The sequence below is a fragment of the Mycobacterium sp. 1274761.0 genome (assembly GCF_001668615.1).
GTDB lineage: Bacteria > Actinomycetota > Actinomycetes > Mycobacteriales > Mycobacteriaceae > Mycobacterium.
The window spans coordinates 52,913-78,367 of the sequence record NZ_LZMC01000111.1 but is presented as its reverse complement, the minus strand read 5'-3'; the positions used below and the strand labels follow the sequence as shown (position 1 = coordinate 78,367).

General features: G+C 65.7%; 33 protein-coding genes. 27 read left to right on the top strand and 6 right to left on the bottom strand.

The annotated features are described in order from the left end of the window. The first annotated feature begins 2 nt into the window (after positions 1-2). The 10 genes from rplC to rpsQ are packed head-to-tail and all read left to right on the top strand — an operon-like array spanning position 3 to position 5,249. Entirely contained in the window at positions 3-653 is a 651-nt protein-coding gene (gene rplC, locus A5651_RS23560) for a 50S ribosomal protein L3 (RefSeq protein WP_066986897.1), read from the top strand. Next, on the top strand, positions 653-1,333 hold the full coding sequence (gene rplD / locus A5651_RS23555) for a 50S ribosomal protein L4 (RefSeq protein WP_066986894.1): 681 nt from the start codon (positions 653-655) through the stop codon (positions 1,331-1,333). Before rplC ends, rplD begins: the two co-directional genes overlap by 1 nt. Then, positions 1,334-1,636 carry a 50S ribosomal protein L23 gene (rplW, locus tag A5651_RS23550; protein WP_066986891.1) on the top strand — a complete coding sequence of 101 codons (303 nt, stop codon included), beginning with the start codon at positions 1,334-1,336 and terminating at the stop codon, positions 1,634-1,636. A gap of 25 nt (positions 1,637-1,661) precedes the next feature. Next, positions 1,662-2,501 carry a 50S ribosomal protein L2 gene (rplB, locus tag A5651_RS23545; RefSeq protein WP_066986889.1) on the top strand — a complete coding sequence of 280 codons (840 nt, stop codon included), beginning with the start codon at positions 1,662-1,664 and terminating at the stop codon, positions 2,499-2,501. 10 nt (positions 2,502-2,511) lie between these two features. Then, a complete protein-coding gene (gene rpsS, locus A5651_RS23540) occupies positions 2,512-2,793 on the top strand; it encodes a 30S ribosomal protein S19 (protein WP_007167837.1) in 282 nt (93 codons plus the stop codon). Beyond that, complete coding sequence (gene rplV / locus A5651_RS23535; RefSeq protein WP_066986886.1) at positions 2,790-3,398, top strand: 50S ribosomal protein L22; 609 nt, start codon at positions 2,790-2,792, stop codon at positions 3,396-3,398. The genes rpsS and rplV overlap by 4 nt, the downstream gene beginning before the upstream one ends. Continuing rightward, entirely contained in the window at positions 3,398-4,288 is an 891-nt protein-coding gene (rpsC, locus tag A5651_RS23530; protein ID WP_066986883.1) for a 30S ribosomal protein S3, read from the top strand. Before rplV ends, rpsC begins: the two co-directional genes overlap by 1 nt. 3 nt (positions 4,289-4,291) lie before the next feature. Next, positions 4,292-4,708, top strand: a complete 417-nt coding sequence (rplP, locus tag A5651_RS23525; protein ID WP_066986880.1) for a 50S ribosomal protein L16 — start codon at positions 4,292-4,294, stop codon at positions 4,706-4,708. After that, positions 4,708-4,941: a 50S ribosomal protein L29 gene (rpmC, locus tag A5651_RS23520; RefSeq protein ID WP_066986877.1), complete on the top strand. Its 234-nt coding sequence runs from the start codon at positions 4,708-4,710 to the stop codon at positions 4,939-4,941. The genes rplP and rpmC overlap by 1 nt, the downstream gene beginning before the upstream one ends. Beyond that, on the top strand, positions 4,941-5,249 hold the full coding sequence (gene rpsQ / locus A5651_RS23515; protein ID WP_066986874.1) for a 30S ribosomal protein S17: 309 nt from the start codon (positions 4,941-4,943) through the stop codon (positions 5,247-5,249). Before rpmC ends, rpsQ begins: the two co-directional genes overlap by 1 nt. Before the next feature lie 260 nt (positions 5,250-5,509). Here the strand turns inward: rpsQ and zwf are convergent, their stop codons facing one another. Next, the gene (gene zwf / locus A5651_RS23510; RefSeq protein WP_066987023.1) at positions 5,510-7,042 is read right to left on the bottom strand and encodes a glucose-6-phosphate dehydrogenase; all 1,533 of its coding nucleotides are present in this window, start codon (positions 7,040-7,042) and stop codon (positions 5,510-5,512) included. Between the two features lie 297 nt (positions 7,043-7,339). Between zwf and A5651_RS23505 the strand changes: the two genes are divergently transcribed. The 13 genes from A5651_RS23505 (at position 7,340) to rplO (ending at position 15,799) form a co-directional block, all read left to right on the top strand. Then, complete coding sequence (locus tag A5651_RS23505) at positions 7,340-9,691, top strand: arylsulfatase (RefSeq protein WP_066986871.1); 2,352 nt, start codon at positions 7,340-7,342, stop codon at positions 9,689-9,691. A gap of 10 nt (positions 9,692-9,701) precedes the next feature. Beyond that, a complete protein-coding gene (locus A5651_RS23500; protein ID WP_066987020.1) occupies positions 9,702-10,388 on the top strand; it encodes a hypothetical protein in 687 nt (228 codons plus the stop codon). A 5-nt stretch (positions 10,389-10,393) separates the two neighbouring features. After that, positions 10,394-11,299: a formylglycine-generating enzyme family protein gene (locus A5651_RS23495; RefSeq protein WP_066987017.1), complete on the top strand. Its 906-nt coding sequence runs from the start codon at positions 10,394-10,396 to the stop codon at positions 11,297-11,299. A gap of 246 nt (positions 11,300-11,545) precedes the next feature. After that, the gene (gene rplN / locus A5651_RS23490; protein WP_066986869.1) at positions 11,546-11,914 is read left to right on the top strand and encodes a 50S ribosomal protein L14; all 369 of its coding nucleotides are present in this window, start codon (positions 11,546-11,548) and stop codon (positions 11,912-11,914) included. Further along, complete coding sequence (gene rplX, locus A5651_RS23485; protein ID WP_066986866.1) at positions 11,915-12,232, top strand: 50S ribosomal protein L24; 318 nt, start codon at positions 11,915-11,917, stop codon at positions 12,230-12,232. It begins immediately after the preceding gene. 2 nt (positions 12,233-12,234) lie between these two features. After that, positions 12,235-12,807 (top strand): 50S ribosomal protein L5, encoded by a 573-nt coding sequence (gene rplE / locus A5651_RS23480; RefSeq protein WP_066986863.1) that lies wholly within the window; start codon positions 12,235-12,237, stop codon positions 12,805-12,807. A gap of 4 nt (positions 12,808-12,811) precedes the next feature. After that, positions 12,812-12,997 (top strand): type Z 30S ribosomal protein S14, encoded by a 186-nt coding sequence (locus A5651_RS23475; RefSeq protein ID WP_059101363.1) that lies wholly within the window; start codon positions 12,812-12,814, stop codon positions 12,995-12,997. A gap of 85 nt (positions 12,998-13,082) precedes the next feature. Then, positions 13,083-13,481 carry a 30S ribosomal protein S8 gene (gene rpsH / locus A5651_RS23470; protein WP_066986860.1) on the top strand — a complete coding sequence of 133 codons (399 nt, stop codon included), beginning with the start codon at positions 13,083-13,085 and terminating at the stop codon, positions 13,479-13,481. Positions 13,482-13,497: 16 nt separating this feature from the next. Next, positions 13,498-14,037 carry a 50S ribosomal protein L6 gene (gene rplF / locus A5651_RS23465; protein ID WP_066986858.1) on the top strand — a complete coding sequence of 180 codons (540 nt, stop codon included), beginning with the start codon at positions 13,498-13,500 and terminating at the stop codon, positions 14,035-14,037. 2 nt (positions 14,038-14,039) lie between these two features. Further along, entirely contained in the window at positions 14,040-14,447 is a 408-nt protein-coding gene (gene rplR / locus A5651_RS23460; RefSeq protein WP_066986856.1) for a 50S ribosomal protein L18, read from the top strand. 28 nt (positions 14,448-14,475) lie between these two features. After that, positions 14,476-15,147 carry a 30S ribosomal protein S5 gene (rpsE, locus tag A5651_RS23455; RefSeq protein ID WP_066986853.1) on the top strand — a complete coding sequence of 224 codons (672 nt, stop codon included), beginning with the start codon at positions 14,476-14,478 and terminating at the stop codon, positions 15,145-15,147. Positions 15,148-15,149: 2 nt separating this feature from the next. Next, complete coding sequence (rpmD, locus tag A5651_RS23450) at positions 15,150-15,338, top strand: 50S ribosomal protein L30 (RefSeq protein ID WP_066986851.1); 189 nt, start codon at positions 15,150-15,152, stop codon at positions 15,336-15,338. Beyond that, the gene (rplO, locus tag A5651_RS23445; protein WP_066986848.1) at positions 15,335-15,799 is read left to right on the top strand and encodes a 50S ribosomal protein L15; all 465 of its coding nucleotides are present in this window, start codon (positions 15,335-15,337) and stop codon (positions 15,797-15,799) included. The genes rpmD and rplO overlap by 4 nt, the downstream gene beginning before the upstream one ends. Positions 15,800-15,844: 45 nt before the next feature. Here rplO and A5651_RS23440 read toward each other — a convergent pair whose 3' ends face one another. After that, a complete protein-coding gene (locus tag A5651_RS23440) occupies positions 15,845-16,771 on the bottom strand; it encodes an LLM class flavin-dependent oxidoreductase (protein ID WP_066986846.1) in 927 nt (308 codons plus the stop codon). 56 nt (positions 16,772-16,827) lie between these two features. Between A5651_RS23440 and sppA the strand changes: the two genes are divergently transcribed. Further along, positions 16,828-18,624 carry a signal peptide peptidase SppA gene (sppA, locus tag A5651_RS23435; protein WP_066986843.1) on the top strand — a complete coding sequence of 599 codons (1,797 nt, stop codon included), beginning with the start codon at positions 16,828-16,830 and terminating at the stop codon, positions 18,622-18,624. A 186-nt stretch (positions 18,625-18,810) separates the two neighbouring features. Here the strand turns inward: sppA and A5651_RS23430 are convergent, their stop codons facing one another. From A5651_RS23430 to A5651_RS23415, 4 genes are read right to left on the bottom strand one after another with little or no spacing between them, the layout of a single operon-like run. Continuing rightward, complete coding sequence (locus A5651_RS23430; protein ID WP_066986840.1) at positions 18,811-19,722, bottom strand: class I SAM-dependent methyltransferase; 912 nt, start codon at positions 19,720-19,722, stop codon at positions 18,811-18,813. Beyond that, on the bottom strand, positions 19,722-20,624 hold the full coding sequence (locus tag A5651_RS23425) for an SAM-dependent methyltransferase (RefSeq protein ID WP_066986837.1): 903 nt from the start codon (positions 20,622-20,624) through the stop codon (positions 19,722-19,724). Before A5651_RS23425 ends, A5651_RS23430 begins: the two co-directional genes overlap by 1 nt. Positions 20,625-20,633: 9 nt before the next feature. Further along, on the bottom strand, positions 20,634-21,539 hold the full coding sequence (locus A5651_RS23420; RefSeq protein ID WP_066986834.1) for a class I SAM-dependent methyltransferase: 906 nt from the start codon (positions 21,537-21,539) through the stop codon (positions 20,634-20,636). Continuing rightward, positions 21,536-22,468, bottom strand: a complete 933-nt coding sequence (locus tag A5651_RS23415) for a class I SAM-dependent methyltransferase (protein ID WP_066986831.1) — start codon at positions 22,466-22,468, stop codon at positions 21,536-21,538. The genes A5651_RS23420 and A5651_RS23415 overlap by 4 nt, the downstream gene beginning before the upstream one ends. A gap of 270 nt (positions 22,469-22,738) precedes the next feature. Here A5651_RS23415 and secY point away from each other — a divergent pair, with 270 nt between their 5' ends. Genes secY through map form a run of 3 tightly spaced genes read left to right on the top strand, consistent with a single transcriptional unit; the run spans position 22,739 to position 25,403 of the window. Beyond that, positions 22,739-24,064: a preprotein translocase subunit SecY gene (gene secY / locus A5651_RS23410; protein ID WP_066986828.1), complete on the top strand. Its 1,326-nt coding sequence runs from the start codon at positions 22,739-22,741 to the stop codon at positions 24,062-24,064. Next, positions 24,061-24,609 (top strand): adenylate kinase, encoded by a 549-nt coding sequence (locus A5651_RS23405; RefSeq protein WP_066986826.1) that lies wholly within the window; start codon positions 24,061-24,063, stop codon positions 24,607-24,609. The genes secY and A5651_RS23405 overlap by 4 nt, the downstream gene beginning before the upstream one ends. Beyond that, on the top strand, positions 24,606-25,403 hold the full coding sequence (map, locus tag A5651_RS23400; protein ID WP_082943939.1) for a type I methionyl aminopeptidase: 798 nt from the start codon (positions 24,606-24,608) through the stop codon (positions 25,401-25,403). Before A5651_RS23405 ends, map begins: the two co-directional genes overlap by 4 nt. The last annotated feature ends 52 nt before the right edge of the window (positions 25,404-25,455 follow it).

Genomic DNA, 25,455 nt, shown 5'->3' with positions numbered 1-25,455 from the left:
AAATGGCACGAAAAGGCATTCTGGGCACCAAGCTGGGCATGACGCAGGTGTTCGACGAGAACAACCGGGTTGTGCCGGTCACGGTCGTCAAGGCTGGACCCAACGTCGTGACCCGAATCCGCACTCCGGAGCGCGACGGCTACAGCGCAATTCAGCTGGCATACGGCGAAATCAGCCCGCGTAAGGTGAACAAGCCCCTCACCGGGCAGTACAACGCCGCGGGTGTGAACCCGCGTCGGCACCTCGCCGAGCTGCGCATCGACGATGAAGCCGCCGCCGAATTCGAGGTCGGTCAGGAGCTCACCGCCGAGATCTTCTCCGACGGCAGCTACGTCGACGTGACGGGCACGTCCAAGGGCAAGGGCTTTGCGGGCACCATGAAGCGCCACGGCTTCCGCGGCCAGGGCGCCAGCCACGGTGCGCAGGCCGTGCACCGCCGTCCCGGTTCGATCGGTGGCTGCGCCACCCCGGGCCGTGTCTTCAAGGGCACCCGGATGTCGGGCCGCATGGGCAACGACCGCGTCACCACGCAGAACCTGTTGGTGCACAAGGTGGATGCCGAGAACGGCGTATTGCTGATCAAGGGCGCCATCCCCGGTCGCACCGGTGGCCTGGTGATGGTCCGGAGCGCGATCAAGCGAGGCGAAAAGTAATGACGGAACCCAAAGATCTTCTGACAATCTCAGTCCACACCCCGGCGGGCAAGACGAACGGCTCCGTGGAGCTGCCCGCCGAACTGTTCGACGTCGAGCCGAACATCGCGCTGATGCATCAGGTGGTGACGGCGCAGCTGGCCGCGGCCCGCCAGGGCACGCACTCCACCAAGACCCGCGGCGAGGTCCGCGGCGGTGGCCGGAAACCATACCGGCAGAAGGGAACCGGCCGGGCCCGTCAGGGTTCGACGCGGGCGCCGCAGTTCACCGGCGGCGGCACCGTGCACGGACCCAAGCCGCGCGACTACAGCGAGCGAACCCCCAAGAAGATGATCCGTGCCGCTCTGCTCGGTGCCTTGTCCGACCGTGCGCGCAACGGCTGCATCCACGCGGTAACCGAGCTTGTCGAGGGCCAGGCGCCATCGACTAAGAGCGCCAAGGCATTCCTGGGCACCCTCGTCGAGGGCAAGCAGGTATTGGTCGTGATCGGTCGCAGCGATGAAACCGGCGCCAAGAGCGTGCGAAACCTGCCGGGCGTGCACGTGCTGGCCCCGGATCAGCTCAACACCTACGACGTGCTCCACGCCGACGATGTGGTGTTCACCGTGGAGGCGCTGGATTCCTACATCAGCGCGGCGAGCCAGCGCTCGCAAGCCAACACCGAGGAGGTATCGGCGTAGATGGCGACCGTGACCGATCCGCGCGACATCATCCTGTCGCCGGTGATCTCCGAGAAGTCCTACGGGTTGATCGAGGACAACGTCTACACGTTCATCGTTCACCCCGACTCGAACAAGACCCAGATCAAGATCGCCGTCGAGAAGATCTTCAAGGTCAAGGTCTCGTCCGTGAACACCGCCAACCGCCAGGGCAAGCGGAAGCGCTCACGCGCCGGCTACGGCACGCGCAAGAGCACCAAGCGCGCCATTGTCACGCTTGCCGAGGGCAGCAAGCCGATCGACCTGTTCGGAACCCCGTCCTAGCGAGAGAAGCTGAGAGACAAGAGTTATGGGAATTCGCAAGTACAAGCCGACGACCCCCGGTCGCCGCGGTGCCAGCGTCTCCGACTTCGCCGAGATCACTCGCTCGGAGCCGGAGAAGTCTCTGGTGCGTCCGCTGCACGGTAAGGGCGGCCGTAACGCGCACGGTCGAATCACCACCCGGCACAAGGGGGGTGGCCACAAGCGCGCGTACCGGGTGATCGACTTCCGTCGCCACGACAAGGATGGCGTCGACGCCAAGGTCGCCCACATCGAGTACGACCCGAACCGCACTGCCAACATCGCGCTGTTGCACTACCTCGACGGCGAGAAGCGCTACATCATCGCCCCCGAGGGACTGCGGCAGGGGCATGTGGTCGAGTCCGGCCCCAACGCCGACATCAAGCCCGGCAACAACCTGCCGCTGCGTAACATCCCCGCCGGTACGGTCATCCACGCCGTCGAGTTGCGCCCCGGTGGCGGCGCCAAACTGGCCAGGTCCGCCGGTGCGGGCATTCAGCTGCTCGGTAAGGAAGGCACCTACGCCTCGCTGCGCATGCCGTCCGGTGAGATTCGTCGCGTCGACGTGCGGTGCCGCGCGACCGTCGGCGAGGTCGGCAACGCCGAGCAGGCCAACATCAACTGGGGCAAGGCCGGCCGCATGCGGTGGAAGGGCAAGCGTCCCACCGTCCGTGGTGTCGTGATGAACCCGGTCGACCACCCGCACGGCGGTGGTGAGGGCAAGACCTCCGGTGGTCGCCACCCGGTGAGCCCGTGGGGCAAGCCCGAGGGCCGTACCCGCAAGCCCAACAAGCCAAGCGACAAGCTCATCGTTCGACGCCGGCGCACCGGCAAGAAGCACCGGTAGGAGTTAGCTGATGCCACGCAGCCTGAAGAAAGGCCCGTTCGTCGACGACCATCTCCTCAAGAAGGTCGACGCACAGAACGAGAAGAACACCAAGCAGGTCATCAAGACCTGGTCGCGCCGGTCGACCATCATCCCCGACTTCATCGGGCACACGTTCGCGGTCCACGACGGCCGCAAGCATGTGCCGGTGTTCGTCACCGAGGCGATGGTCGGACACAAGCTGGGCGAGTTCGCACCCACCCGCACATTCAAGGGTCATATCAAGGATGACCGGAAGGCGAAGCGGCGATGAGCGCTGTTGAGACCGAATATCCGAGCGCGACGGCGAAGGCCCGCTTCGTCCGCGTGTCGGCGACCAAGGCGCGCCGGGTCATCGACCTGGTGCGCGGCAAGCCCGTGTCCGAGGCGCTGGACATCCTGCGCTGGGCGCCGCAGGCGGCCAGCGAGCCGGTCGCCAAGGTGATCGCCAGCGCCGCCGCCAATGCGCAGAACAACGAGGGCCTCGATCCGTCGACGTTGGTGGTCGCCACCGTCTACGCCGACGAGGGCCCGACGGCCAAGCGCATCCGGCCGCGCGCGCAGGGACGGGCGTTCCGAATTCGCAAGCGCACCAGCCACATCACGGTGATCGTCGAGAGCAGGGCGAGCCGCGAGGAACGCGGTGGACGCGCTTCAGCCAGCAGCTCGCGTGCACGCCGCGCCCAGGGCAGCAAGGCCAAGAGCGCTGAAGCGGCCACGAAGGCTCCCGCCACCAAGGCGGCCGCTGAGCAGGCTCCGGCGAAGAAGGCTTCCGGAGCCGCGAAGGCGGCGACATCCGGCACCGCCAAGAAGACGGCTGCGGCGAAGGCCGAAAAGACTGAAGAAGCTTCAGCAGGAGCGAAGGAGGGCTCGGAGTAGTGGGCCAGAAAATCAATCCCCACGGCTTCCGCCTCGGTATCACGACCGACTGGAAGTCCCGGTGGTATGCCGACAAGCAGTACAAGGACTATGTCAAGGAAGACGTTGCGATCCGTCGGCTGCTGGCCACCGGTCTCGAGCGTGCAGGCATCGCCGACGTCGAGATCGAGCGCACCCGTGACCGTGTCCGCGTCGACATCCACACCGCACGTCCGGGCATCGTCATCGGCCGCCGCGGAACCGAGGCCGACCGCATCCGCGCCGACCTGGAGAAGCTGACCGGCAAGCAGGTTCAGCTCAACATCCTCGAGGTGAAAAACCCTGAGTCGCAGGCGCAATTGGTCGCCCAGGGTGTCGCCGAGCAGTTGAGCAACCGTGTGGCGTTCCGCCGTGCGATGCGCAAGGCCATCCAGTCGGCGATGCGTCAACCGAACGTTAAGGGCATCCGGGTGCAGTGCTCGGGTCGTCTGGGCGGCGCGGAAATGAGCCGCTCGGAGTTCTACCGCGAGGGCCGCGTGCCGTTGCACACGCTGCGCGCCGACATCGACTACGGCCTGTACGAGGCCAAGACGACCTTCGGCCGCATCGGCGTGAAGGTCTGGATTTACAAGGGCGACATCGTCGGCGGCAAGCGCGAGCTGGCCGCCGCCGTCCCGGCCGGCGCCGATCGTCCGCGCCGCGAGCGTCCGTCGGGCACCCGTCCGCGCCGCAGCGGCGCCTCGGGCACCACGGCGACGAGCACCGACGCTGGTCGCGCTGCCTCCGGCAGTGATGCCGGTCCGGCGCAGACCGGCACTGAAGAAGCCCCTGCCGTCGCCGAGGCCGCTTCCGGCACGGAAGCCGCCGCAGGCGCCGCCGCCGAGACGCCGACTGAGAACACGGAGAGCTGAATCATGTTGATTCCCCGTCGAGTCAAGCACCGGAAGCAACACCACCCGAAGCAGCGCGGCATCGCCAGCGGTGGCACGTCGGTGAGCTTCGGTGACTACGGCATTCAGGCACTGGAGCACGCTTACATCACCAACCGGCAGATCGAGTCCGCTCGTATCGCCATCAACCGGCACATCAAGCGTGGCGGCAAGGTGTGGATCAACATCTTCCCGGACCGTCCGCTGACCAAGAAGCCCGCCGAGACCCGCATGGGCTCCGGTAAGGGCTCGCCGGAGTGGTGGGTGGCCAACGTCAAGCCGGGCCGTGTGCTGTTCGAGCTGAGCTACCCCGATGAGGGGATCGCCAGAGCGGCACTGACCCGTGCGATCCACAAGTTGCCGATCAAGGCACGCATCGTGACCCGAGAGGAGCAGTTCTGATGGCAGTGGGAGTTACGCCGGGCGAACTGCGCGAGCTCACCGACGACGAGCTGACCGACAAGCTGCGCGAGTCGAAGGAAGAGCTGTTCAACCTGCGCTTCCAGATGGCGACCGGTCAGCTGGCGAACAACCGCCGGCTGCGCACCGTCCGCCAGGAGATTGCGCGCGTTTACACCATCCTGCGCGAACGTGAGCTGGGCCTGGCTTCCGGGCCGGCGGGTGAGGAATCGTAATGGCAGACAAGGCAACTGCGAAGAAGGGCCCGGCACATACGCCGCGCACCGAGAAGCCCCGCGGCCGTCGTAAGACCCGCATCGGCTACGTGGTGAGCGACAAGATGCAGAAGACCATCGTGGTCGAGCTCGAGGACCGGGTGAAGCACCCGCTGTACGGCAAGATCATCCGCACCACCACCAAGGTGAAGGCGCACGACGAAAACGGCATCGCAGGCATCGGTGACCGGGTGTCCCTGATGGAGACGCGTCCGTTGTCGGCGACCAAGCGTTGGCGGCTCGTCGAGATCCTCGAAAAGGCCAAGTAGCGCTATCCGTTCAGCAACCCCGATTCGTGGTATCACGATCGGTGTTGATGTGCCACGGGTCCTGATTTCCGCCGAAGTAGCGGTCGACGCTTTCATCGCATTCATGCGTCTTGGTCGGTGACGGGACCCAATATCCGCTCAGCGGCCAGTTCAGCGGGGTCGCTGAGGATCTGGACGTGGCCGGCGCCCCACACAGGGGCTTTGTCGTCGAATACACACAGCCCTCCGACAACGCGGGTTATCCGCGCCTGGAATGGCTTTTAGCAGTCGTTGTTCTTGGCCTCGCGCCACGTCCGCTCGAACGGCAACCGCCACGCGTTGGGTGCGATCAGTTGATGGATTGCGTTCGGTCCCCAGGTGCCCTGCGGGTACGGCTTGGCCGGCGGCGGATCGTTCAACAGCGCTTCGGACCGCTCCCACAGCGACTCGATGCCCTCTGCGGTGGTGAACAGCGTGTGGTCACCGCGCATCGCGTCGAGGATCAACCGCTCGTACGCCTCAAGCACCTGGTTCACGGTGTCGATCTCCTGCGTCGAGAACTGCATCGACAGCTTGTCCAGCTTCATGCCAGGGCCCGGCCGCTTGCCGTAGAACGACAGCGACACCTTGGAGTTGTCGGCCAGGTCGAAGGTCAAGTGATCGGGTCCCTGTGAGCCCACGCCTGAGCCGGCCGGAAACATCGATCGGGGTGCCTCCTTGAAGGCGATCGAGATGATCCGCATGCCTTCGGCCATCCGTTTTCCGGTACGCAGGTAGACCGGCACACCGGCCCAGCGCCAGTTGTCGATGCCGACCTTGAGTGCGATGAAGGTTTCGGTGTCGGAATCCCTTGCCACACCGTCGAGTTCGCGATATCCGACGAATTGTCCGCGGACGACGTCAGAACAGTTCACCGGCAACATCGACCGGAACACTTTGTTCTTCTCTTCGCTGATCGCGCGCGGTTCCAGCGCCGTCGGCGGCTCCATCACCACGAATGCCATCACCTGAAACAGGTGGGTGACCACCATGTCCTTGTAGGCGCCGGTGCTCTCGTAGAAGTTGGCGCGCTCGTCGAGCCCGAGCGTCTCGGGAATGTCGATCTGGATGTGGTCGATGAAGTTGCGGTTCCAGATCGGTTCGAACAGCCCGTTGGCGAAGCGGAACGCCAGAATGTTCTGGGCGGCCTCCTTGCCGAGGAAGTGGTCGATGCGGAAGATCTGCTCCTCGGCGAACGTCTGATGCACGAAGTCGTTGAGTTCGACGGCGCTGGCCAGGTCGGTGCCGAACGGTTTCTCCATCACGACGCGGGAGCGGTCGACCAGGTCGGCCTCGCGCAGTGTGGTGATCACGGCGCGGGCGGCCTTGGGCGGGACCGACAGATAGTGCAGCCGCCGCACGTCGGGCCCCAGTTTGTCCTCGGCCTCAGCAACGGCCGCGGCCAACGCCTCGGGCCCCGCGCCCTGCGGCACGTAGGTGACCGTTTCGGCGAAGCGGCTCCACTGTTCGCTGGTCAGCTTGTGGGTGCCGAAGTCCTCGATAGCCGACTTGGCGATCTCAAGGAACTCATCGCGCGACATGTCCTCGAGCGAGGTCGCGACGATCTCGATGTTCGGCGCGAGCTCGGACTGGTCGAGGTAGGCCAGGCCGGGGATCAGTTTCCTGCGCGCCAGATCTCCGGTCGCCCCGAACAGCACCACCACGTGCGGATCGACCGCGTAGTCGTCTTGGCGGTGTGGGCGCGCGCCCGGCGCCGGATACGAAATCGTCTGCACCTTGGTTTTTCCTGGCCTAGTTGTCCCCACCTTCGGCATCTTGTCACTGCCGGATTCGTTGTGCACGGCCTTGCCGCCCTCCGCCATCGCGCCGTCACGGGTGAGACAATTCGGCGTTACCCGAAATTCGAACGAGCTAACCGTGGCGGGGTCCATGCAGACCTTGCAGCACAGCGGGTTTCGCATCGCGCCGCGTTGAGCTGGCCGTTGGTGAAGTCGGGTAGGAGGGTCGAACGCCGGACACAACTTGATGTCACCGTCGTCAATTGGCGGCAAATGGATGTGCCTCCGGTGTAATCTCCGGGCGGTTGGGACCACGACGGGACGAGGGTGGCCATGTCAACCGAATTCAACGGCAAGATCGAGCTGGACATCCGCGATTCCGAGCCCGACTGGGGCCCCTACGCCGCACCGACCGCGCCCGCCGGCTCGCCGAACATCCTTTATCTCGTCTGGGACGACACCGGCATCGCCACCTGGGATTGCTTCGGCGGGCTGGTGGAGATGCCGACGATGAGCCGCATCGCCGAGCGCGGTGTGCGGCTCTCGCAATTCCACACGACGGCGCTGTGTTCGCCGACGCGCGCCTCGCTGTTGACCGGGCGCAACGCCACCACTGTGGGCATGGCGACCATCGAGGAGTTCACTGACGGCTTCCCCAACTGCAACGGCCGCATCCCGGCCGACACCGCGCTGTTGTCGGAGGTGCTCAGCGAGCGCGGGTACAACACCTATTGCGTCGGGAAGTGGCATCTGACGCCGCTCGAAGAATCGAATCTCGCTGCCACCCGGCGTCATTGGCCGCTGTCGCGCGGCTTCGAGAGGTTCTACGGCTTCATGGGCGGCGAAACCGACCAGTGGTATCCCGACCTGGTGTACGACAATCATCAGGTTGCCCCGCCGGCCACACCGGAAGAGGGTTATCACCTGTCGAAAGACATCGCCGACAAGACAATTGAGTTCGTCCGCGACTCGAAGGTGATCGCGCCCGACAAGCCGTGGTTCTCCTATGTCTGCCCGGGGGCCGGCCATGCCCCGCACCACGTGTTCAAGGAATGGGCCGACCGCTACGCCGGGAAGTTCGACATGGGCTACGAGCGCTACCGCGAGATCGTGCTGGAGAATCAGAAGAAGCTCGGCATCGTCCCGCCGGACACCGAATTGTCGCCCGTCAACCCGTATCTCGATGTCAAGGGTCCCAACGGGGAGCCGTGGCCGCCGCAGGACACCGTGCGGCCGTGGGAGTCGCTGACCGACGAAGAGAAGCGGCTCTTCAGCAGGATGGCCGAAGTGTTCGCCGGCTTCCTGTCCTACACCGACGACCAAATCGGCCGCATTCTCGACTATCTCGAGGAGTCCGGGCAACTGGACAACACGATCATCGTGGTGATCTCCGACAACGGCGCCAGCGGTGAAGGCGGCCCGAACGGATCCGTCAACGAGGTCAAGTTCTTCAACGGCTACATCGACACCGTCGAAGAAAGCCTGCGCTACCTCGACCACCTCGGCGGACCCGAGACCTACCCGCACTATGCGATCGGCTGGGCGATGGCGTTCAATACGCCGTACAAGCTCTACAAGCGTTACGCCTCCCACGAAGGAGGTATCGCCGACACCGCAATCATCAGCTGGCCCAACGGAATCAACGCGCACGGCGAAGTCCGCGACAACTACATCAACGTCTGTGACATCACCCCCACGGTCTACGACTTGCTTGGCATCGCACCGCCGGCTGAGGTCGCTGGAATCGCACAGAAGCCGCTCGACGGCGTGAGTTTCAAAGCGGCGCTGGCCGATCCGTCCGCCGAGACGGGTAAGGCCACGCAGTTCTACGCGATGCTGGGAACCCGCGGCATCTGGCACAAGGGCTGGTTCGCCAATACCGTGCACGCCGCGACGCCGGCGGGCTGGTCACATTTCGACAAGGACCGCTGGGAGCTGTATCACATCGAGAACGACCGCAGCCAATGTCACGATCTCGCCGCCGAGCATCCGGACAAGCTCGAGGAGATGACGAAGCTGTGGTTCGACGAGGCGGCCAAGTACAACGGTCTGCCGCTGGCTGATCTCAACATTCTCGAGACCATGACGCGCTACCGCCCTTACCTGGCTGGTGAGCGAAAGAGCTTCACGTATTACCCGGGCACAGCGGAGGTCGGCATGGGCGCCGCCGCGGAACCGCGGGGTCAGTCGCTGTCTCTGCTTGCCGAGGTCACCGTCGAAACGACGGGTGCCGAGGGGGTGCTGTTCAAACAGGGCGGCGGGCACGGCGGGCATGTGCTGTTCATCCAGGACGGGCGATTGCACTACGTCTACAACTTCATGGGCGAGCAGGAGCAGATGGTGTCGTCGCCCGGGCCGGTGCCGTTGGGCAGGCACATCTTCGGCGCCGCCTACTGCCGCACCGGAACCGTCGAGAACAGCCACACGCCGCTGGGTGAGGTCACGCTCTACATCGACGGGGACGCCGTGGCGTCGCTGGCGGATGTAAAGGCGCATCCGGGCACCTTCGGGCTGGCCGGTGCGACGATCAGCGTCGGACGCAACACAGGCTCGGCGGTGTCGAGTTCGTTCAAGGCTCCTTATGCGTTCACCGGCGGCACCATCGCGCAGGTCGACGTCGACCTCTCGGGCGCGCCCTATGTCGACGTCGAGAAAGAACTCGCGATGGCGTTTGCAAAAGACTGATGATGGAGTGGTGAGGCGGATCGGTTGGACGGCGGCGGCCGTGCTGGTGCTGCTGACACCCCTGCCCGCGGGCTGTGTCCGCACCGACGAGGGTGTGGCGATCCGCGACGAGGATGCTGCGACTGTCGCACGTCCGCAGCCGCCCCAATCGGCAGATGATGCTGGTCCTGCGGCGCCCGGCGTGGTCGCTACCACACGGGCCCCGGTCCCGGCGGATGCTGTCATGTGCGCTCCGCCGACCATGGCCGTCCCTCGAATCACCCTGCAGTCGGCCGACCCGAAGGCGCCCGAAATCACGGTCGCGTTGCCCGACGGCTGGATTGGCAAATCACCGGGCAACAGCGATCTGCGCATCGAAGGTCCAACCGCGATGTCGGCAACCATCACCGTCGCCCAGACCACGCTGGAGCCCGCCGAGGCGTTCACCGAGTACGCGGACAAGGTGATGGCGACGTCGACGGTGAGCAGCGTCAGTGTGCTGCCCGCCGAACTGTGTGCCTACAGCGGTCAGAAACTGATGGGCGCGTGGTCGGACACACCGCAGCAATCCGTCGAATTCCTCGACCGCATTGCCCACATCTGGACCAACTCCAACAACTACCTGGCCGCCATCCACGTGCAGGCACCTGCGGGCACCGTCGGCTTCGACGCCGCCGCGGCGGTGCTGACCGGGCAGGTCGCCGTCGACATACCGTGAAACGCATGCTCACCGAGCTCGTCGAGGTGCCGGGCGGCTCCTTCCGCATGGGGTCGACGAGCTTCTATCCCGAAGAGGCGCCGATACACACGGTGACGGTGCGGTCGTTTGCGATCGAGCGGCATCCCGTCACCAACGCGCAGTTCGCCGAATTCGTCGACCAGACCGGCTACCTCACCGTGGCCGAGCGGGACATCGACCCGGTGCTGTACCCGGGCGCGGATCCGGCGGACCTGGTGCCCGGCGCGCTGGTGTTCCGGCCGACACGCGGTCCGGTGAACCTGAGGGACTGGCGACAGTGGTGGGAATGGAAACCCGGGGCCAGCTGGCGGCATCCGTTCGGCCCGGACAGCGGCGACCCCAGCTTCGAGGACCGAGCGGATCACCCGGTGGTGCAGGTGGCCTATCCGGACGCGGCCGCCTACGCCCGCTGGGCGGGACGCAGGCTGCCCAGCGAAGCCGAATGGGAGTACGCAGCCCGCGCAGGCAGCACCGACATCTACGCCTGGGGCGATGACCCGATGCCCGACGGTCGGCTGATGGCCAATACCTGGCAGGGGCGTTTTCCGTACCAGAATGACGGCGCAGCGGGCTGGGTCGGCACGTCGCCGGTCGGGACGTTCCCGCCGAACGGGTTCGGCCTTGTCGACATGATCGGCAACGTGTGGGAGTGGACGACGACCCAGTTCACCGGCCACCACCGGCTCGACGCCTCAGGGGGATGCTGCCCCTCGGCTGAGCCCGACCCGTCGATCAATCAGGTGCTCAAAGGGGGTTCACACCTGTGCGCGCCGGAGTACTGCCACCGGTACCGCCCAGCTGCGCGTTCACCGCAGTCCCAAGACAGCGCGACCACCCATATCGGGTTTCGGTGCGTGGCTGATGTCCCTGCGGTGACAATGTCAGTCTGAGAGCGACGCCGTGGATATATGGGCGATGGCGGCGCTCTCAGCGCGACATTGTGTCCGCACAATCGGGCTCCGACCGGCGCGGATTTGGCTGTTCGCTGGTCCTCCCATAGAATCAACGGGTTGCCTTGGGCAGACCTCGGCCAATCGCTTGCGATAGGCCCCGCGTGCCTATCGGTGACAGCAAGACCGCGCACGTCAGGGTCGGTAATCCTGCGTGCACACATATAACCAGGTCGAGGAGATCGAGTGATTCAGCAGGAATCGCGGCTGAAGGTTGCCGACAACACGGGCGCCAAGGAGATCTTGTGCATCCGTGTGCTCGGCGGATCGTCGCGGCGCTATGCCGGCATCGGTGACATCATCGTCGCCACGGTCAAGGACGCCATTCCCGGCGGCAATATCAAGCGCGGTGAGGTGGTCAAGGCCGTCATCGTCCGCACCGTCAAAGAGCGCCGCCGCGCCGACGGCAGCTACATCAAGTTCGATGAGAACGCGGCGGTGATCATCAAGGCCGACAACGATCCTCGCGGTACCCGCATCTTCGGCCCGGTCGGCCGCGAACTGCGCGAGAAGCGCTTCATGAAGATCGTCTCGCTCGCTCCGGAGGTGTTGTAGATGAAGGTCCACAAGGGCGACACCGTGCTGGTCATCTCCGGCAAGGACAAGGGTGCCAAAGGCAAAGTGCTGCAGGCTTTTCCGACCCGTAACAAGGTGCTGGTCGAGGGCGTCAACCGCATCAAGAAGCACACCGCGGTCTCGCGCAATGAGCGCGGCGCGCAGTCGGGCGGCATCGTCACCCAGGAGGCGCCGATCCACGTGTCCAACGTGATGGTGGTCGACTCCGACGGCAAGCCGACCCGCATCTCCTACCGCAAAGACGAAGAGACCGGCAAGAAGGTCCGCATCGCCAAGACCAACGGCAAGGACATCTGAGAATGACTACCACTGAAAGCGCGGTGAAAACTCCGCCTCGTTTGAAGCAGCGCTACCGCGAGGAGATCCGCGAAGCTCTGCAGAAGGAATTCGGCTACGGCAACGTCATGCAGATCCCCGGCGTGGTCAAGGTCGTGGTGAACATGGGCGTCGGCGACGCCGCCCGCGACGCCAAGCTGATCAACGGCGCGGTCAACGACCTAGCGCTGATCACCGGCCAGAAGCCCGAGGTTCGTCGGGCCCGCAAGTCCATCGCGCAGTTCAAGCTGCGCGAGGGCATGCCGATCGGTGCGCGCGTCACGCTGCGCGGCGACCGCATGTGGGAGTTCCTCGACCGGCTGATCTCGATCGCGCTACCGCGTATCCGCGACTTCCGCGGCCTGTCGCCCAGGCAGTTCGACGGCACCGGCAACTACACCTTCGGGCTGACCGAGCAGTCGGTGTTCCACGAGATCGACGTGGACTCCATCGACCGGCCTCGAGGCATGGACATCACCGTCGTCACCTCGGCGACGAACGACGACGAAGGACGAGCGCTGTTGCGGGCGCTGGGCTTTCCGTTCAAGGAGAACTGAGCAGATGGCAAAGAAGGCACTGGTCAACAAGGCCAACAAGAAGCCTAAGTTCAAGGTGCGGGCCTACACCCGTTGCCAGCGGTGCGGCCGCCCGCACGCGGTGTTCCGCAAGTTCGGGCTCTGCCGCATCTGCCTGCGCGAAATGGCGCACGCCGGCGAACTGCCGGGTGTGCAGAAGTCCAGCTGGTAACAGCAGAACAGACCACGAAAACATCGGAAAAGGTTGCGGCAGGCCCCGATACGGGAACCGCCGCGAGGAAGGTGAACCGGCTGTCATGACTATGACGGATCCGATCGCAGACTTCTTGACACGTCTGCGCAACGCCAATTCGGCGTACCACGACGAGGTGACGCTCCCGCACTCGAAGCTCAAGGCGAACATCGCCGAGATCCTCAAGAACGAGGGTTACATCTCCGATTACCGCACTGAGGATGCTCGCGTGGGTAAGTCGCTGATCGTCGAGCTGAAGTACGGCCCCAGCCGCGAACGCAGCATCGCGGGCCTGCGCCGGGTGTCCAAGCCCGGTCTGCGGGTGTACGCGAAATCCACCAACCTGCCGCGAGTTCTCGGCGGCCTCGGCGTGGCGATCATCTCCACGTCGTCGGGTCTGCTCACCGACCGTCAGGCGGCACGACAAGGCGTGGGCGGCGAAGTCCTCGCGTACGTGTGGTGAGGGGGAAGAACTAGCTATGTCCCGCATTGGTAAGCAGCCGGTTCCGGTACCCGCCGGAGTCGACGTGACGATCGACGGCCAGAACGTCTCGGTCAAGGGGCCCAAGGGCACCCTCGAGCTCGCGGTCGCCGAGCCGATCAAGGTGGCCCGCGATGACGACGGCGCCATCGTGGTGACGCGGCCCGACGACGAGCGGCGCAACCGCTCGCTGCACGGACTCTCGCGCACCCTGGTGGCCAACTTGGTCACCGGCGTCACCGACGGTTACACCATCAAGATGGAGATCTTCGGCGTCGGCTACCGCGTGGTGGCCAAGGGCAGCAACCTCGAGTTCGCCCTCGGCTACAGCCACCCGGTGCAGATCACCGCGCCCGAGGGCGTGACGTTCGCGGTGGAGACGCCGACGAAGTTCTCGATCTCCGGTATCGACAAGCAGAAGGTCGGCCAGGTCGCGGCCAACATCCGCCGCCTGCGGAAGAGCGATCCCTACAAGGGCAAGGGTATCCGCTACGAGGGTGAGCAGATCCGCCGCAAGGTCGGAAAGACAGGTAAGTAGCAATGGCTCAGGCTCAGAAGGCAAAAGACGCTTCGAAGAGCGCCGGCAAGAGTGTCGCGGAGGTCCGGCGGACCTCGCGGCTGCGCAGGCACGCCCGGTTGCGGAAGAAGATCGAGGGGACGGCCGAACGGCCGCGCCTGGTCGTCAACCGCTCGTCTCGGCACATCCACGTGCAGTTGGTCAACGACCTCAACGGCACCACGCTGGCCGCGGCGTCGTCCATCGAGGCCGACGTGCGCGGGGTGGAGGGCGACAAGAAGGCCCACAGCAAGCGGGTCGGTCAGCTGATCGCCGAGCGCGCCAAGGCCGCAGGCATCGAGAACGTCGTATTCGACCGGGGTGGCTACACCTACGGCGGACGGCTCGCGGCGCTGGCCGATGCGGCACGCGAAGGTGGGCTGAAGTTCTAATGACGAAAACAATTGGAAGGATTGCGTAATGGCCGAGCAGGCGACAGGCGCCGGGCCGGCGACTTCAGATAACCGGCCACCGCGCGGCGATCGCGAGGGTCGTGGCCGACGCGACGATCGTGGTGGTCGGCGCGACCGCGACGGCGGCGACAAGAGCAACTATCTGGAGCGCGTCGTCGCGATCAACCGCGTCTCCAAGGTGGTCAAGGGTGGTCGACGCTTCAGCTTCACCGCGCTGGTCATCGTCGGCGACGGCAACGGCATGGTCGGTGTCGGCTACGGCAAGGCCAAGGAAGTTCCCGCCGCGATCGCCAAGGGCGTCGAGGAGGCACGCAAGGGTTTCTTCCGCGTTCCGCTGATCGGCGGCACCATCACGCATCCGGTGCAGGGTGAGGCGGCCGCGGGCGTGGTCATGCTGCGCCCGGCCAGCCCCGGTACCGGTGTGATCGCCGGTGGCGCCGCCCGCGCGGTGCTGGAATGCGCTGGCGTGCACGACATCCTGGCCAAGTCGCTGGGTAGCGACAACGCGATCAACGTGGTGCATGCCACCGTTGCCGCGCTGAAGCTGCTGCAGCGTCCCGAAGAGGTAGCGGCCCGGCGCGGCCTGCCGATCGAAGACGTGGCGCCCGCCGGCATGCTCAAGGCGCGCCGTGAGGCCGACGCGCTGGCCGCGAGCGCCGCACGTGAAGGAACGGCATAGCCATGGCAGAGCTGAAGATCACCCAGGTTCGCAGCACCATCGGTGCCCGGTGGCGGCAGAGGGAAAGCCTGCGGTCGCTGGGTCTGCGCAAGATCCGTCAGTCGGTCGTGCGTGAGGACAACGCGCAGACGCGCGGGCTCATCAAGACCGTGCATCACCTCGTAGAGGTGGAAGAGGTGGAGTCCAAATAATGATCAAACTTCATGATCTCAAGCCCGCGCCGGGATCGAAGACCGCGAAAACCCGGGTGGGTCGCGGCGAAGGCTCCAAGGGCAAGACCGCCGGTCGCGGTACGAAGGGTACGAAGGCCCGCAAGAACGTCCCGGTGATGTTCGAGGGCGGTCAGATGCCGATTCACATGCGGCTGCCTAAGCTGAAGGGTTTCCGTAACCGGTTCCGCACCGAGTACGAAGTTGTCAACGTCGGCGACCTGAACAAGCTGTTCCCCAAGGGCGGCGACGTCGGCGTCGACGAACTCGTCGCCGCCGGCGCGGTCCGCAAGAACTCTCTGGTGAAGGTGCTCGGCGATGGCAAGCTGACCGTGAAGGTCAACGTCACCGCGAACAAGTTCAGCGCCAGCGCGAAGGAAAAGATCGCATCCGCGGGCGGATCATGGACCGAAGCGGCAGGCGGTTCCGCGACAGAGCTCTGACGTCCAAGCCGATAAGCCCCCGATTCATTCGGGGGCTTTCGCCTTTCAGCGCAATTGCGGAATCACCTCGGCGGCAAGGCGTTCCATCTGCTCGCGGTCTTCGGCGACGTTCGCACCGACCGGATTCAACAGCACCATCTTGGCGCCCGCGTCGATCACCTCTTGTAGCCCTTGAGCCACGTCGTCGGGTGTCCCTGACACCGGCACGTCCTCGATGCCCGGCATGTTGTCGTAGATCCGGTGCAGCCCCTCGACGACGCGTCCGCGGGCGCGGGCGGCATCGTCGTCGACCATCAGATACACCCGCTTGCCGATGGTGAATTGCCTTGGGTCCTTGCCCTGTTCGTCGAGTTCACGACGCACGGTCTTGGCCGCCTCGACGAAGGTCGAGGTGGTCGACGAGCCAGCACCCAGGAAGGCGTCGCCGATCCGGACGGCACGCGCGAGCGCCTTGGGGGCGGTGCCGCCCACCCACAGCGGCGGGTGCGGCCGCTGTACGGGCTTGGGCTGGATCGTCAGCCCGTCGACGTCGCGGAACCGCCCGTGAAACGTCACGGTCGCCTCGTCGGACCACGCCGCCTTCATCAGGTCGATGCCCTCGGTGAAATAGCTGACGAACGATTCCGGTGCCACGCCGAAGGCTCTGAACGGTCTGCGTTTGCCGCCGTGGCCGACACCGACGTCCAGCCGGCCGTGGCTGAGGCGGTCGACGGCGGTGATTGCCGCCGCGAGTTGCAGCGGGTCGTGCAGCGTCGTGATCAACACCGCGACGCCCAGCCGCAGCCGGCTGGTGCAGGCCGCCGCGTAGGCGAGTAGTTGCAGCGGCGCAATCCCGGGTGACTTGCCGACGACCTGCTCCAGCGTCCAGCCACCGTCGAAGCCGAGCTTCTCGGCGCGCGCTAGATAAGCCTGCACGCCGGCGTCGTCGAACCGGTCATAGTCCAGTTGGGGGATCGAGATGGAGAACCGCACCCAACCACCCTAGGCCGCGGCGATCTCGGCGGAGCCCGCGTCGGTAGGCTCGGGCCATGTTCAGCTTTTTGCCCAGCCTTCCCGGCGCCGATGACCTGCGGCAGCTTGCCCGCAAAGTGGACACCGCCCGCCACCACGGCATACCCGACGGCTGCGTGCTCGAGCTGGACCTGTTGACGGCCCCGCCGGAGACCAGTGGGTTCGACCCGATGGCGATCATCACCGGCGGAAAGCCGATGGTCCTGCGCGAGGCAGTCGCCGCGATCCACCGTGCCGCCGAGGACAAGCGTGTGGCGGGCTTGGTCGCACGGGTGCAGCTGCCCGCTGCGGCCGCCGGTCCGGTCCAGGAACTGCGCGATGCGATTTCGGCCTTCAGCGACGTCAAGCCGTCGCTGGCGTGGGCCGAGACCTACCCCGGCACGCTGGCGTACTACCTGGCGTCGGCGTTCCGTGAGGTGTGGATGCAATCGTCGGGAACAGTCAACCTCGTCGGTTTCGCGACCAACGCGCTCTTCCTCCGTACTGCGCTCGACAAAGCGGGCATTGAACCTCAATTCATCACCGTCGGCGAATACAAGTCTGCCACAAACCGTTTCACCGAGGACCGCTATACCGACGCCCACCGTGAGGCGGACAGCCGAGTGCTGCAAAGTCTGCACGACGAGGTTTGGCGAGCGGTCGCGCAAGCTCGCCACGTCGACACGGCCACCCTCGACGACTTGGCGAACAAGGCGCCTCTGCTGCGCGATGACGCCGTCACGGCCCGGCTGATCGATCGAATCGGCTTCCGCGACGAGGCATATGCGCGCATCAACGAACTCGTAGGAGCGCCGAACTTTTCGGCAAGTAGGGGCGACGCCGACAATGATCCCGATGCTGCGCCGCGGCTGTACCTGTCGCGGTATGCGAAGGCAGCTGCTGGCCGCCCCGGCTCGCAAGTGCCGCCGATCCCGGGTCGAAAGGCGAAACCGACGATCGCTGTCGTCACGCTGCACGGCCCGATCGTCAATGGGCGGGGCGGTCCCGGCGTGTTGCCGTTGGGCAACTCCAGCGCGGGCGGAGACACCATCGCGGCCGCGCTGCGCGAGGCGGCAGCCGATGATTCGGTGTCGGCGATCGTGTTGCGGGTGGACAGCCCCGGTGGATCGGTCACTGCATCGGAAACTATTTGGCGAGAAGTGAATCGGATCGGGGACAGCAAGACGCCGATCGTCGTCTCGATGGGTGCGGTGGCGGCGTCGGGTGGCTACTACGTGTCGACGGGCGCCGACGCGATCGTCGCTAACGCGGGCACCATCACCGGCTCCATCGGAGTACTGGCCGGCAAGATAGTGGCCCGCGAACTCAAAGACAGGCTGGGTGTGGGATCGGATTCGGTGCGCACCAACGACAATGCCGACGCGTGGTCGATCAACACGCCGTTCACCGACGAGCAGCGCGCCCGCGTCGAGGCCGAGGCCGACCTCTGCTACACCGATTTCGTCCAGCGCGTAGCCGAAGGCCGAAAGCTGACCGTGGAGGCCGTCGATGCCGTGGCCCGCGGTCGGGTGTGGACCGGTGCCGACGCGCTCGAACGCGGTTTGGTCGACGAGCTCGGAGGGCTACGCACCGCGATCAACAGGGCCAAGGTGTTGGCGGGGCACGGCGAGGACGCCGATGTCCGCATCGTCAACTACCCGGGCTCGTCGTTCCTGGACTTCCTGCGGCCCAAGCCTTCGTCGCAGCCCGCGGCCGCGTCGCTGACCGAGGCCGTCGCTGCGCTGGTCGGCCGGTCGGTGTTGGACATGTTGGGTCACGCAGAGCGCTCGCTGACCGGCGTCAGCGCGTTGTGGCTGGGGAATTACCGGTTCTAAGCCTTGGGGATGCATCCGCCCAAGCGTGCGTGTCTGTTGCTCGACACGCACTGATCGTCGGCGATCGCCGCGCGCTCGCACGGGAACGAGGGTGCGCAAAGTGTCGAAAACGCGCGGCGTGTCTCGTGCAGACACGCACGCTCGCGGGGGAAGGGGAGCGGGCCCGCTCGACCGGGGGTGAGGCCGTCAGCGTTTGATGGCGCTGACGTAGCTCATCTCGGCGAAGAAACCCATCGCGCCGTCCTCGGGAAACTCGAAACCGTTGTCGGAATACGCATCCGGCACCCTTCGGGCGGTGGCATCCCAGCCGTGGCCGGTGAGGTAGTCGACCACATCGCTGCGCTGCTCGTGATAGATGAGATCGCGCATCTCGAAGTCGTGGCCGTACTGCTTGAGGCGTTCGGAGATCTGCTGCGACCGCTCATCGGAGAACATGGTGACGTCGGGGATGTGTTCGGTGGCGACGCGGCTGCCCGGGGCGCTGAGCTCGTCGATCCGGTCGAAGAGCAGATCCTGCGCCTGCGCAGGCAGATAAATCAACAACCCCTCGGCGATCCACGCCGTCGGCTGAGATGCGTCGAAGCCATTGTCGCGCAGCGCTTTCGGCCAGTCTTCTCGAAGATCGATCGCGACTGTGCGTCGCGTCGCCTTTGGCGCAGCGCCGCCCAGGCCCGCCAGCGTCTTCGACTTGAAATCGATGACCTCGGGCTGATCCACCTCGAAGACGACCGTGCCGTCGGGCCAGGGCAGCCGATAGGCGCGCGCATCCAACCCGGCCGCCAGAATGACCGCCTGCCGGACCCCGGCGTCGGCGGCGTCGGTGAACAACTTGTCGAAGTGCCGGGTGCGGACTGTCATCCCTTCGGCCGACCGGCGGACGGTGAACCGCGGGTCCACGTCCGCCAAATCGGCCATGTCGATCTCGCCGTCGAGGATCTTGACGAAGAAGTCCAGCCCGACGGCACGCACCAGCGGCTCGGCGAACGGATCATCGATAAGGCCCTCGCGGTGGGCGAGCACTCGCTGGGCGGCGACCATGGTGGCCGTCGCCCCCACGCTCGACGCGAGGTCCCAGGTGTCGTTGTCGCTGCGCGCCATCATTGCCCCTGTCGGATAGCGGTCAAATATCCCGAGTCGCCGGCCATATTGATCAGCTCGTCGTCGGGCAGGTCGAAACCGTTGGCAGCGAACGCCTCTGCCGTCGTCTGAGTGCTGACTTGCCAGCCGTGCCCGGACAGGTAATTGTGGGCGGAGTTTCGGTCGCCCGAGTAGAACAGCTCCGACAGCTTGATCCGCGACCCCGCACGGCGCGACCGCTCGTCGAGCTTCTGCGCCCAGTCCTCGGGCATCGACTTCATGTCCATGTTCTCGGTGGCCAGCCGGCTGCCGGCGGCGGACAGCTCAGTGATGTTGTCCAGCAGCCGATCCTGCGCCTCCGGCGGCAGGTATACCAGCAACCCTTCGGCGATCCAGGCCGTGGGGGCGGCCGGATCGAAGCCCTCCGCGCGCAGCGCGGAGGGCCAGTCGTCACGCAGGTCGATGGCGACGGTCTTGCGGACAGCCTTGGGCACCGCGCCAAGGCTTTCCAGTGTCGAGGTCTTGAACTCGATGACGCGCGGCTGATCCACCTCGAACACCACCGTGCCCGCCGGCCAGGGCAGCCGATAGGCGCGCGTGTCCAACCCGGTGGCCAGAATGACCGCCTGCCGAATTCCTGCCTCGCCCGCGGCGGTGAAGAGATCGTCGAAATACCGAGTCCGGACCGCGATCTGCTCGCTCATTGTCCTGCGGTTCATCGCCGGGTTGTCGACGAACGCATCGCCGTCGACGATCCTGATAAACGAATAATCTCCGACCGCACGAACCAGCGGTTCGGCGTACGGGTCGTCGAGCAGCGGGTCGGGGCCCTGCGAGGCCACCGCCCGGGACGCGGCGACGGCGGTTGCGGTCGCACCTACGCTGGATGCCAGATCCCAGCTGTCGTTGTCGGTCCGTGCCATCGCGATGTCCTATTGCCGAATTGCCGTGACGGACAGCGACTCTCGCATCGGCGCAAGCTCGTCGCTGCCGGGGAAGTGTCGCCCGTACGCGGCGAACATCTCGGGCCGGCTGCGGGTGGCCACCTGCCAGCCGTGCTCGGCGAGGTAGTCGACGACGGGATTGCGGTCGCCCTTGTAGAACAGGTCGGCGAGGTTCATGTCGAAGCCGTGCTTCTGCCACTGCTCGCGGAACGCTTCTGCCCGCTCTCCGATGCTCGCGCCGCCGTCGGGGTGGTACTCGGTGGCCAGCCGGCTGCCCGGCGCAGACAGCTTCGCGATGTCGTCGAAGAGCCGGTCCTGCGCCTCGGGCGGTAGGTACACCAGCAAGCCCTCGGCGGTCCACGCTGTCGGCTGCGTGACATCAAAACCGTTGGCGCGCAACGCTGCCGGCCAATCATCACGCAGATCGATGCTGACCGCCCGGCGGTCGGCGGTGGGTTCGGCGCCCAGCGACGCCATCGTCGCGTTCTTGAACTCCAGCACCTTCGGCTGGTCGATTTCGTAGACGACCGTGCCGTCTGGCCAGGACAGCCGGTAGGCCCGCGCATCGAGGCCCGACGCCAGGATCACCGCCTGCCGGATCCCCGCCGCCACTGCATCGGTGAAGAAGTCGTCGAAGAACTTGGTGCGCACCGCCATCACGTTCACGATCAACCGGGTGGCCGCCGCGCCATCGTCGTCAGACAGCCCGATCTCCCCGTCGATAAGCCGGGCGAAAAAGTCCAGACCGACGGCGCGCACCAGCGGATCGGCGAACGGATCGTTGATGAGAGCGTCGGGCTCCCTGCTGGCGATCGCCCGGCCCGCGGCGACCATCGTGGCCGTCGCGCCGACGCTGGAGGCCAGGTCCCAGCTGTCGGAGTCCGCCCTGGTCATCCCTGGTCTCCGAGGACGCCGCTGATGTACCGCAGGTCGGCAAACGGCGTGTCGCCGTCGAACGGCGGATAGCCGTGGCTGGTCAGAAGGTCGTTGACGCCGTTGCCGGTCACCGTCCAGCCGCCTGCGGCGAGGTAGGCGGAGGGCTCATTGCGCTCGCCGATGTAGACCAGGTTGGCCCAGTCGAGGTCGTAGCCGTATTCGCGCCACCGCTCGGCGGCCTTCTGCATCCTCTCCATCGCCTCGTCGACGTCGGCCTGGTCGATGGGCGGTGTGCTTTCGGTGGCCAAGCGGCTGCCCGGCGCGCTCAACTCGGTGATGGTGTCCAGCAGCCGGTCCTGGGCATCGGGCGGCAGATACCCCAGCAGCCCCTCGGCGCTCCACGCCGTCGGCTGACCGGGGTCGAATCCAGCTTCCTTCAGCGCGGCCGGCCAGTCCAACCGCAGGTCGACGGCTACCACGCGGCGGTCTGCGGTGGGTTCGGCGCCGATGTCGGCGAGCGCCTGTGTCTTGAACGCGATCACCTGCGGCTGGTCGACCTCGTAGACGACGGTGTCCGCCGGCCACTCCAGGCGATATGCCCGTGAGTCCAGGCCCGAGGCCAGGATGACGACCTGACGGATGCCGGCGCCTGCGGCCTCGAGGAAGAAGTCGTCGAAGAACTTCGTGCGGACCGCCATGTTGTCGACCATGCGGTCCATCCCGGCGCTGTTGTCGGCGTCGACCTCGAGGGCCGAGGGATCGAGGTCACCCGTCGCCAGCCTGGTGAACACGTCGACGCCGACGGCGCGAACCAGCGGCTCGGCGTAGGGGTCGCTGATCAGGGAGCCGTCGATCCTGGTCGCCATCGCGCGGGCGGCTGCCACCATCGTCGCGGTCGCTCCGACGCTGGAGGCCAGGTCCCAGCTGTCGTCGTCTGTGCGCGCCATGCGGTATTCCTATTCGCTCGTCAAATACATCGATTAGTTAGCTGTTATAACAAGCCGTCTCGACTGTACGCTCCGATCCTGAAAGGTGGCTTGAGCTCACCGCCGGCACCTGTGGATGCAGGGCCGATGGGCCATAACTGTTACTCTCGTAGACTGCGCGACTCCGCAGCACCCAGGCTGTCAGGACTCGCCATATTGACTTGACCGACGCTGGTAGAGACCAGCCCATTTGGCACGCCGCGATATCAGCCCGGCTGCGCAGGAGGAAGAGTGCTTTCGGCTTTCATCTCATCGCTGCGGACAGCTGACCTCCGACGCAAGATCCTCTTCACGCTCGCCATTCTGATCCTCTACCGGATCGGCGCGTCGATCCCGTCTCCCGGTGTCAACTACCCGAACGTCGAAAAGTGCATCACGCAGCTCAGCGGTGGCGACTCCGCGCAGATCTACTCGCTGATCAACCTGTTCTCCGGCGGCGCGCTGCTGAAGCTCGCGGTGTTCGCGATCGGCATCATGCCCTACATCACCGCGAGCATCATCGTGCAGTTGCTCGGTGTGGTGATCCCTCGCTTCGAGGAGCTGCGCAAGGAGGGCCAGGCCGGTCAGGCGAAGCTGACCCAGTACACCCGCTACCTGTCGATCGCGCTGGCGCTGCTCCAGGCGACGAGCATCGTCGCGCTGGCCGCCAACGGCGGGCTGCTGCAGGGCTGCACCCTCGACATCATCGAGGACTCGTCGATCTTCAGCCTGGCCGTCATCGTCGTGGTGATGACCGCCGGGGCGTCGCTGGTGATGTGGATGGGCGAGCTGATCCAGGAGCGCGGCATCGGCAACGGCATGTCGCTGCTGATCTTCGCCAGCATCGCCGCCCGTATCCCGTCGGAGGGCAAGAGCATTCTCGACAGCCGCGGTCCGGTGGTCTTCACCGCGGTCCTGGTGGCCGCGCTGGTGATCATCATCGGCGTGGTCTTCGTCGAGCAGGGCCAGCGCCGCATTCCGGTGCAATACGCCAAGCGCATGGTGGGCCGCAAGATGTACGGCGGCACGTCGACCTATCTGCCGCTGAAGGTCAACCAGGCGGGCGTCATCCCGGTGATCTTCGCGTCCTCGCTGATCTACATCCCGCACTTGATCACGCAGCTGATCCAGAGCGGGCGCACCAACCAGTCAACCGGCTGGTGGGACAAGCTCGTCGCTAACTACCTCACCAACCCGGCTAGCTGGTCCTACATCACGATCTACTTCGCACTGATCGTCTTCTTCACCTACTTCTACGTCTCGGTCCAGTTCAACGTCGACGAGCGCGCCGACGAGATGAAGAAGTACGGCGGCTTCATCCCCGGCATCCGGCCCGGCAAACCAACCGCTGACTATCTGCGCTTCGTGCTCAACCGGATCACCCTGCCCGGCTCGATCTACCTGGGCGTCATCGCCGTCTTGCCGAACCTGTTCCTCGAGATCGGAAACACCGGCGGCGTGCAGAACTTGCCGTTCGGTGGCACAGCGGTTCTGATCATGGTTGGCGTCGGTTTGGATACGGTCAAACAAATTGAGAGCCAGCTGATGCAGCGCAACTACGAAGGGTTCCTGAAGTGAGAGTCGTACTGCTCGGGCCGCCGGGGGCGGGCAAAGGGACGCAGGCGGAGAAGCTGTCCGAGAAGCTCGGCATTCCGCAGATCTCGACCGGTGACCTCTTCCGCGAGAACATCAGCAACGGCACCGAGCTTGGTCTGGAAGCCAAGCGCTACCTCGACGCGGGCGACCTGGTGCCGTCCGAGCTGACGAACAAGCTGGTCGAGGACCGCATCGAGCAGCCCGATGCCGCCGACGGGTTCATCCTCGACGGCTATCCGCGTTCGGTGGAACAGGCGCGAGCGCTCGACGAAATGCTCAAGAACCACAACACCAAGCTCGACGCCGTGCTGGAGTTCGTGGTCTCCGAGGAGGAGCTGTTCGAGCGGCTCAAGGCGCGCGGCCGTGCCGACGACACCGAAGAGGTCATCCACAACCGGATGAAGGTGTACGCGGACGAAACCAAGCCGCTGCTGGAGTACTACAGCAAGAACAACCTGCAGACGGTCGACGCGGTCGGGGGTCTCGACGAGGTCTTCGGTCGCGCCCTGCGCGCACTGGGCAAGTGATCTCGCTGCCGGGATTGCGCACCCGTAAGGTGGTCGACCCGCGTACCCCGGGCGAACTCGACGCGATGGCTGTCGCCGGCGCGCTGGTGGCCAGCGCCCTTCAGTCCGTGCGCGCCGCCGCCGTGCCGGGAGTGTCCACCCTGGAGCTCGACCAGATCGCCGAAGCGGTGATCCGCGACGGAGGCGGTGTTCCGTCGTTTCTCGGCTATCACGGCTTCCCCGCCAGCATCTGCTCGTCGATCAACGACCGTGTCGTCCACGGGATCCCGTCGGCTACCGAGACATTGGCGGCCGCTGACCTGGTGTCGATCGACTGCGGCGCGATCGTCGACGGCTGGCACGGCGACTCGGCAATCACGTTCGGGGTCGGCGAGCTGGCCCCGGCCGACCAGGCGCTGTCGCACGCCACCAAGGAGTCCATGGAAGCGGGCATCGCCGCGATGGTGCCCGGCAATCGGCTGACCGACGTGTCCCACGCCATCGAGACCGGTACCCGCGAGGCTGAGAAGCGGCACGGCCGCACGTTCGCCATCGTGGCCGGCTACGGCGGCCACGGCATCGGCAGGCGCATGCACATGGATCCGTTCCTGCCCAATGAGGGCCAGCCCGGGCGCGGGCCCTATCTGGTTGCCGGCTCGGTGCTGGCAATCGAGCCGATGCTCACCCTCGGCACCACCAAGACCGTCGAGCTGGACGACCACTGGACGGTGGTCACCGCTGACGGATCCCGAGCCGCCCACTGGGAACACACCGTGGCCGTCACCGACGAGGGGCCCCGCATCCTGACCCGCTAGATCAGCGGATTTCCTTCGAAGTTTGGGGAAAACCTGTGAACTTCGTCGGCCT

Excerpts from the sequence above, each read along its gene's own strand:
- rplC (WP_066986897.1), top strand. The coding sequence starts at position 3 with ATGGCACGAAAAGGCATTCTGGGCACCAAGCTGGGCATGACGCAGGTG.
- rplD (WP_066986894.1), top strand. The coding sequence starts at position 653 with ATGACGGAACCCAAAGATCTTCTGACAATCTCAGTCCACACCCCGGCG.
- rplW (WP_066986891.1), top strand. The coding sequence starts at position 1,334 with ATGGCGACCGTGACCGATCCGCGCGACATCATCCTGTCGCCGGTGATC.
- rplB (WP_066986889.1), top strand. The coding sequence starts at position 1,662 with ATGGGAATTCGCAAGTACAAGCCGACGACCCCCGGTCGCCGCGGTGCC.
- rpsS (WP_007167837.1), top strand. The coding sequence starts at position 2,512 with ATGCCACGCAGCCTGAAGAAAGGCCCGTTCGTCGACGACCATCTCCTC.
- rplV (WP_066986886.1), top strand. The coding sequence starts at position 2,790 with ATGAGCGCTGTTGAGACCGAATATCCGAGCGCGACGGCGAAGGCCCGC.
- rplP (WP_066986880.1), top strand. The coding sequence starts at position 4,292 with ATGTTGATTCCCCGTCGAGTCAAGCACCGGAAGCAACACCACCCGAAG.
- rpmC (WP_066986877.1), top strand. The coding sequence starts at position 4,708 with ATGGCAGTGGGAGTTACGCCGGGCGAACTGCGCGAGCTCACCGACGAC.
- rpsQ (WP_066986874.1), top strand. The coding sequence starts at position 4,941 with ATGGCAGACAAGGCAACTGCGAAGAAGGGCCCGGCACATACGCCGCGC.
- zwf (WP_066987023.1), bottom strand. The coding sequence starts at position 7,042 with ATGCCGAAGGTGGGGACAACTAGGCCAGGAAAAACCAAGGTGCAGACG.
- A5651_RS23505 (WP_066986871.1), top strand. The coding sequence starts at position 7,340 with ATGTCAACCGAATTCAACGGCAAGATCGAGCTGGACATCCGCGATTCC.
- A5651_RS23495 (WP_066987017.1), top strand. The coding sequence starts at position 10,394 with ATGCTCACCGAGCTCGTCGAGGTGCCGGGCGGCTCCTTCCGCATGGGG.
- rplX (WP_066986866.1), top strand. The coding sequence starts at position 11,915 with ATGAAGGTCCACAAGGGCGACACCGTGCTGGTCATCTCCGGCAAGGAC.
- rplE (WP_066986863.1), top strand. The coding sequence starts at position 12,235 with ATGACTACCACTGAAAGCGCGGTGAAAACTCCGCCTCGTTTGAAGCAG.
- A5651_RS23475 (WP_059101363.1), top strand. The coding sequence starts at position 12,812 with ATGGCAAAGAAGGCACTGGTCAACAAGGCCAACAAGAAGCCTAAGTTC.
- rpsH (WP_066986860.1), top strand. The coding sequence starts at position 13,083 with ATGACTATGACGGATCCGATCGCAGACTTCTTGACACGTCTGCGCAAC.
- rplF (WP_066986858.1), top strand. The coding sequence starts at position 13,498 with ATGTCCCGCATTGGTAAGCAGCCGGTTCCGGTACCCGCCGGAGTCGAC.
- rplR (WP_066986856.1), top strand. The coding sequence starts at position 14,040 with ATGGCTCAGGCTCAGAAGGCAAAAGACGCTTCGAAGAGCGCCGGCAAG.
- rpsE (WP_066986853.1), top strand. The coding sequence starts at position 14,476 with ATGGCCGAGCAGGCGACAGGCGCCGGGCCGGCGACTTCAGATAACCGG.
- rpmD (WP_066986851.1), top strand. The coding sequence starts at position 15,150 with ATGGCAGAGCTGAAGATCACCCAGGTTCGCAGCACCATCGGTGCCCGG.
- sppA (WP_066986843.1), top strand. The coding sequence starts at position 16,828 with ATGTTCAGCTTTTTGCCCAGCCTTCCCGGCGCCGATGACCTGCGGCAG.
- A5651_RS23430 (WP_066986840.1), bottom strand. The coding sequence starts at position 19,722 with ATGGCGCGCAGCGACAACGACACCTGGGACCTCGCGTCGAGCGTGGGG.
- A5651_RS23425 (WP_066986837.1), bottom strand. The coding sequence starts at position 20,624 with ATGGCACGGACCGACAACGACAGCTGGGATCTGGCATCCAGCGTAGGT.
- A5651_RS23420 (WP_066986834.1), bottom strand. The coding sequence starts at position 21,539 with ATGACCAGGGCGGACTCCGACAGCTGGGACCTGGCCTCCAGCGTCGGC.
- A5651_RS23415 (WP_066986831.1), bottom strand. The coding sequence starts at position 22,468 with ATGGCGCGCACAGACGACGACAGCTGGGACCTGGCCTCCAGCGTCGGA.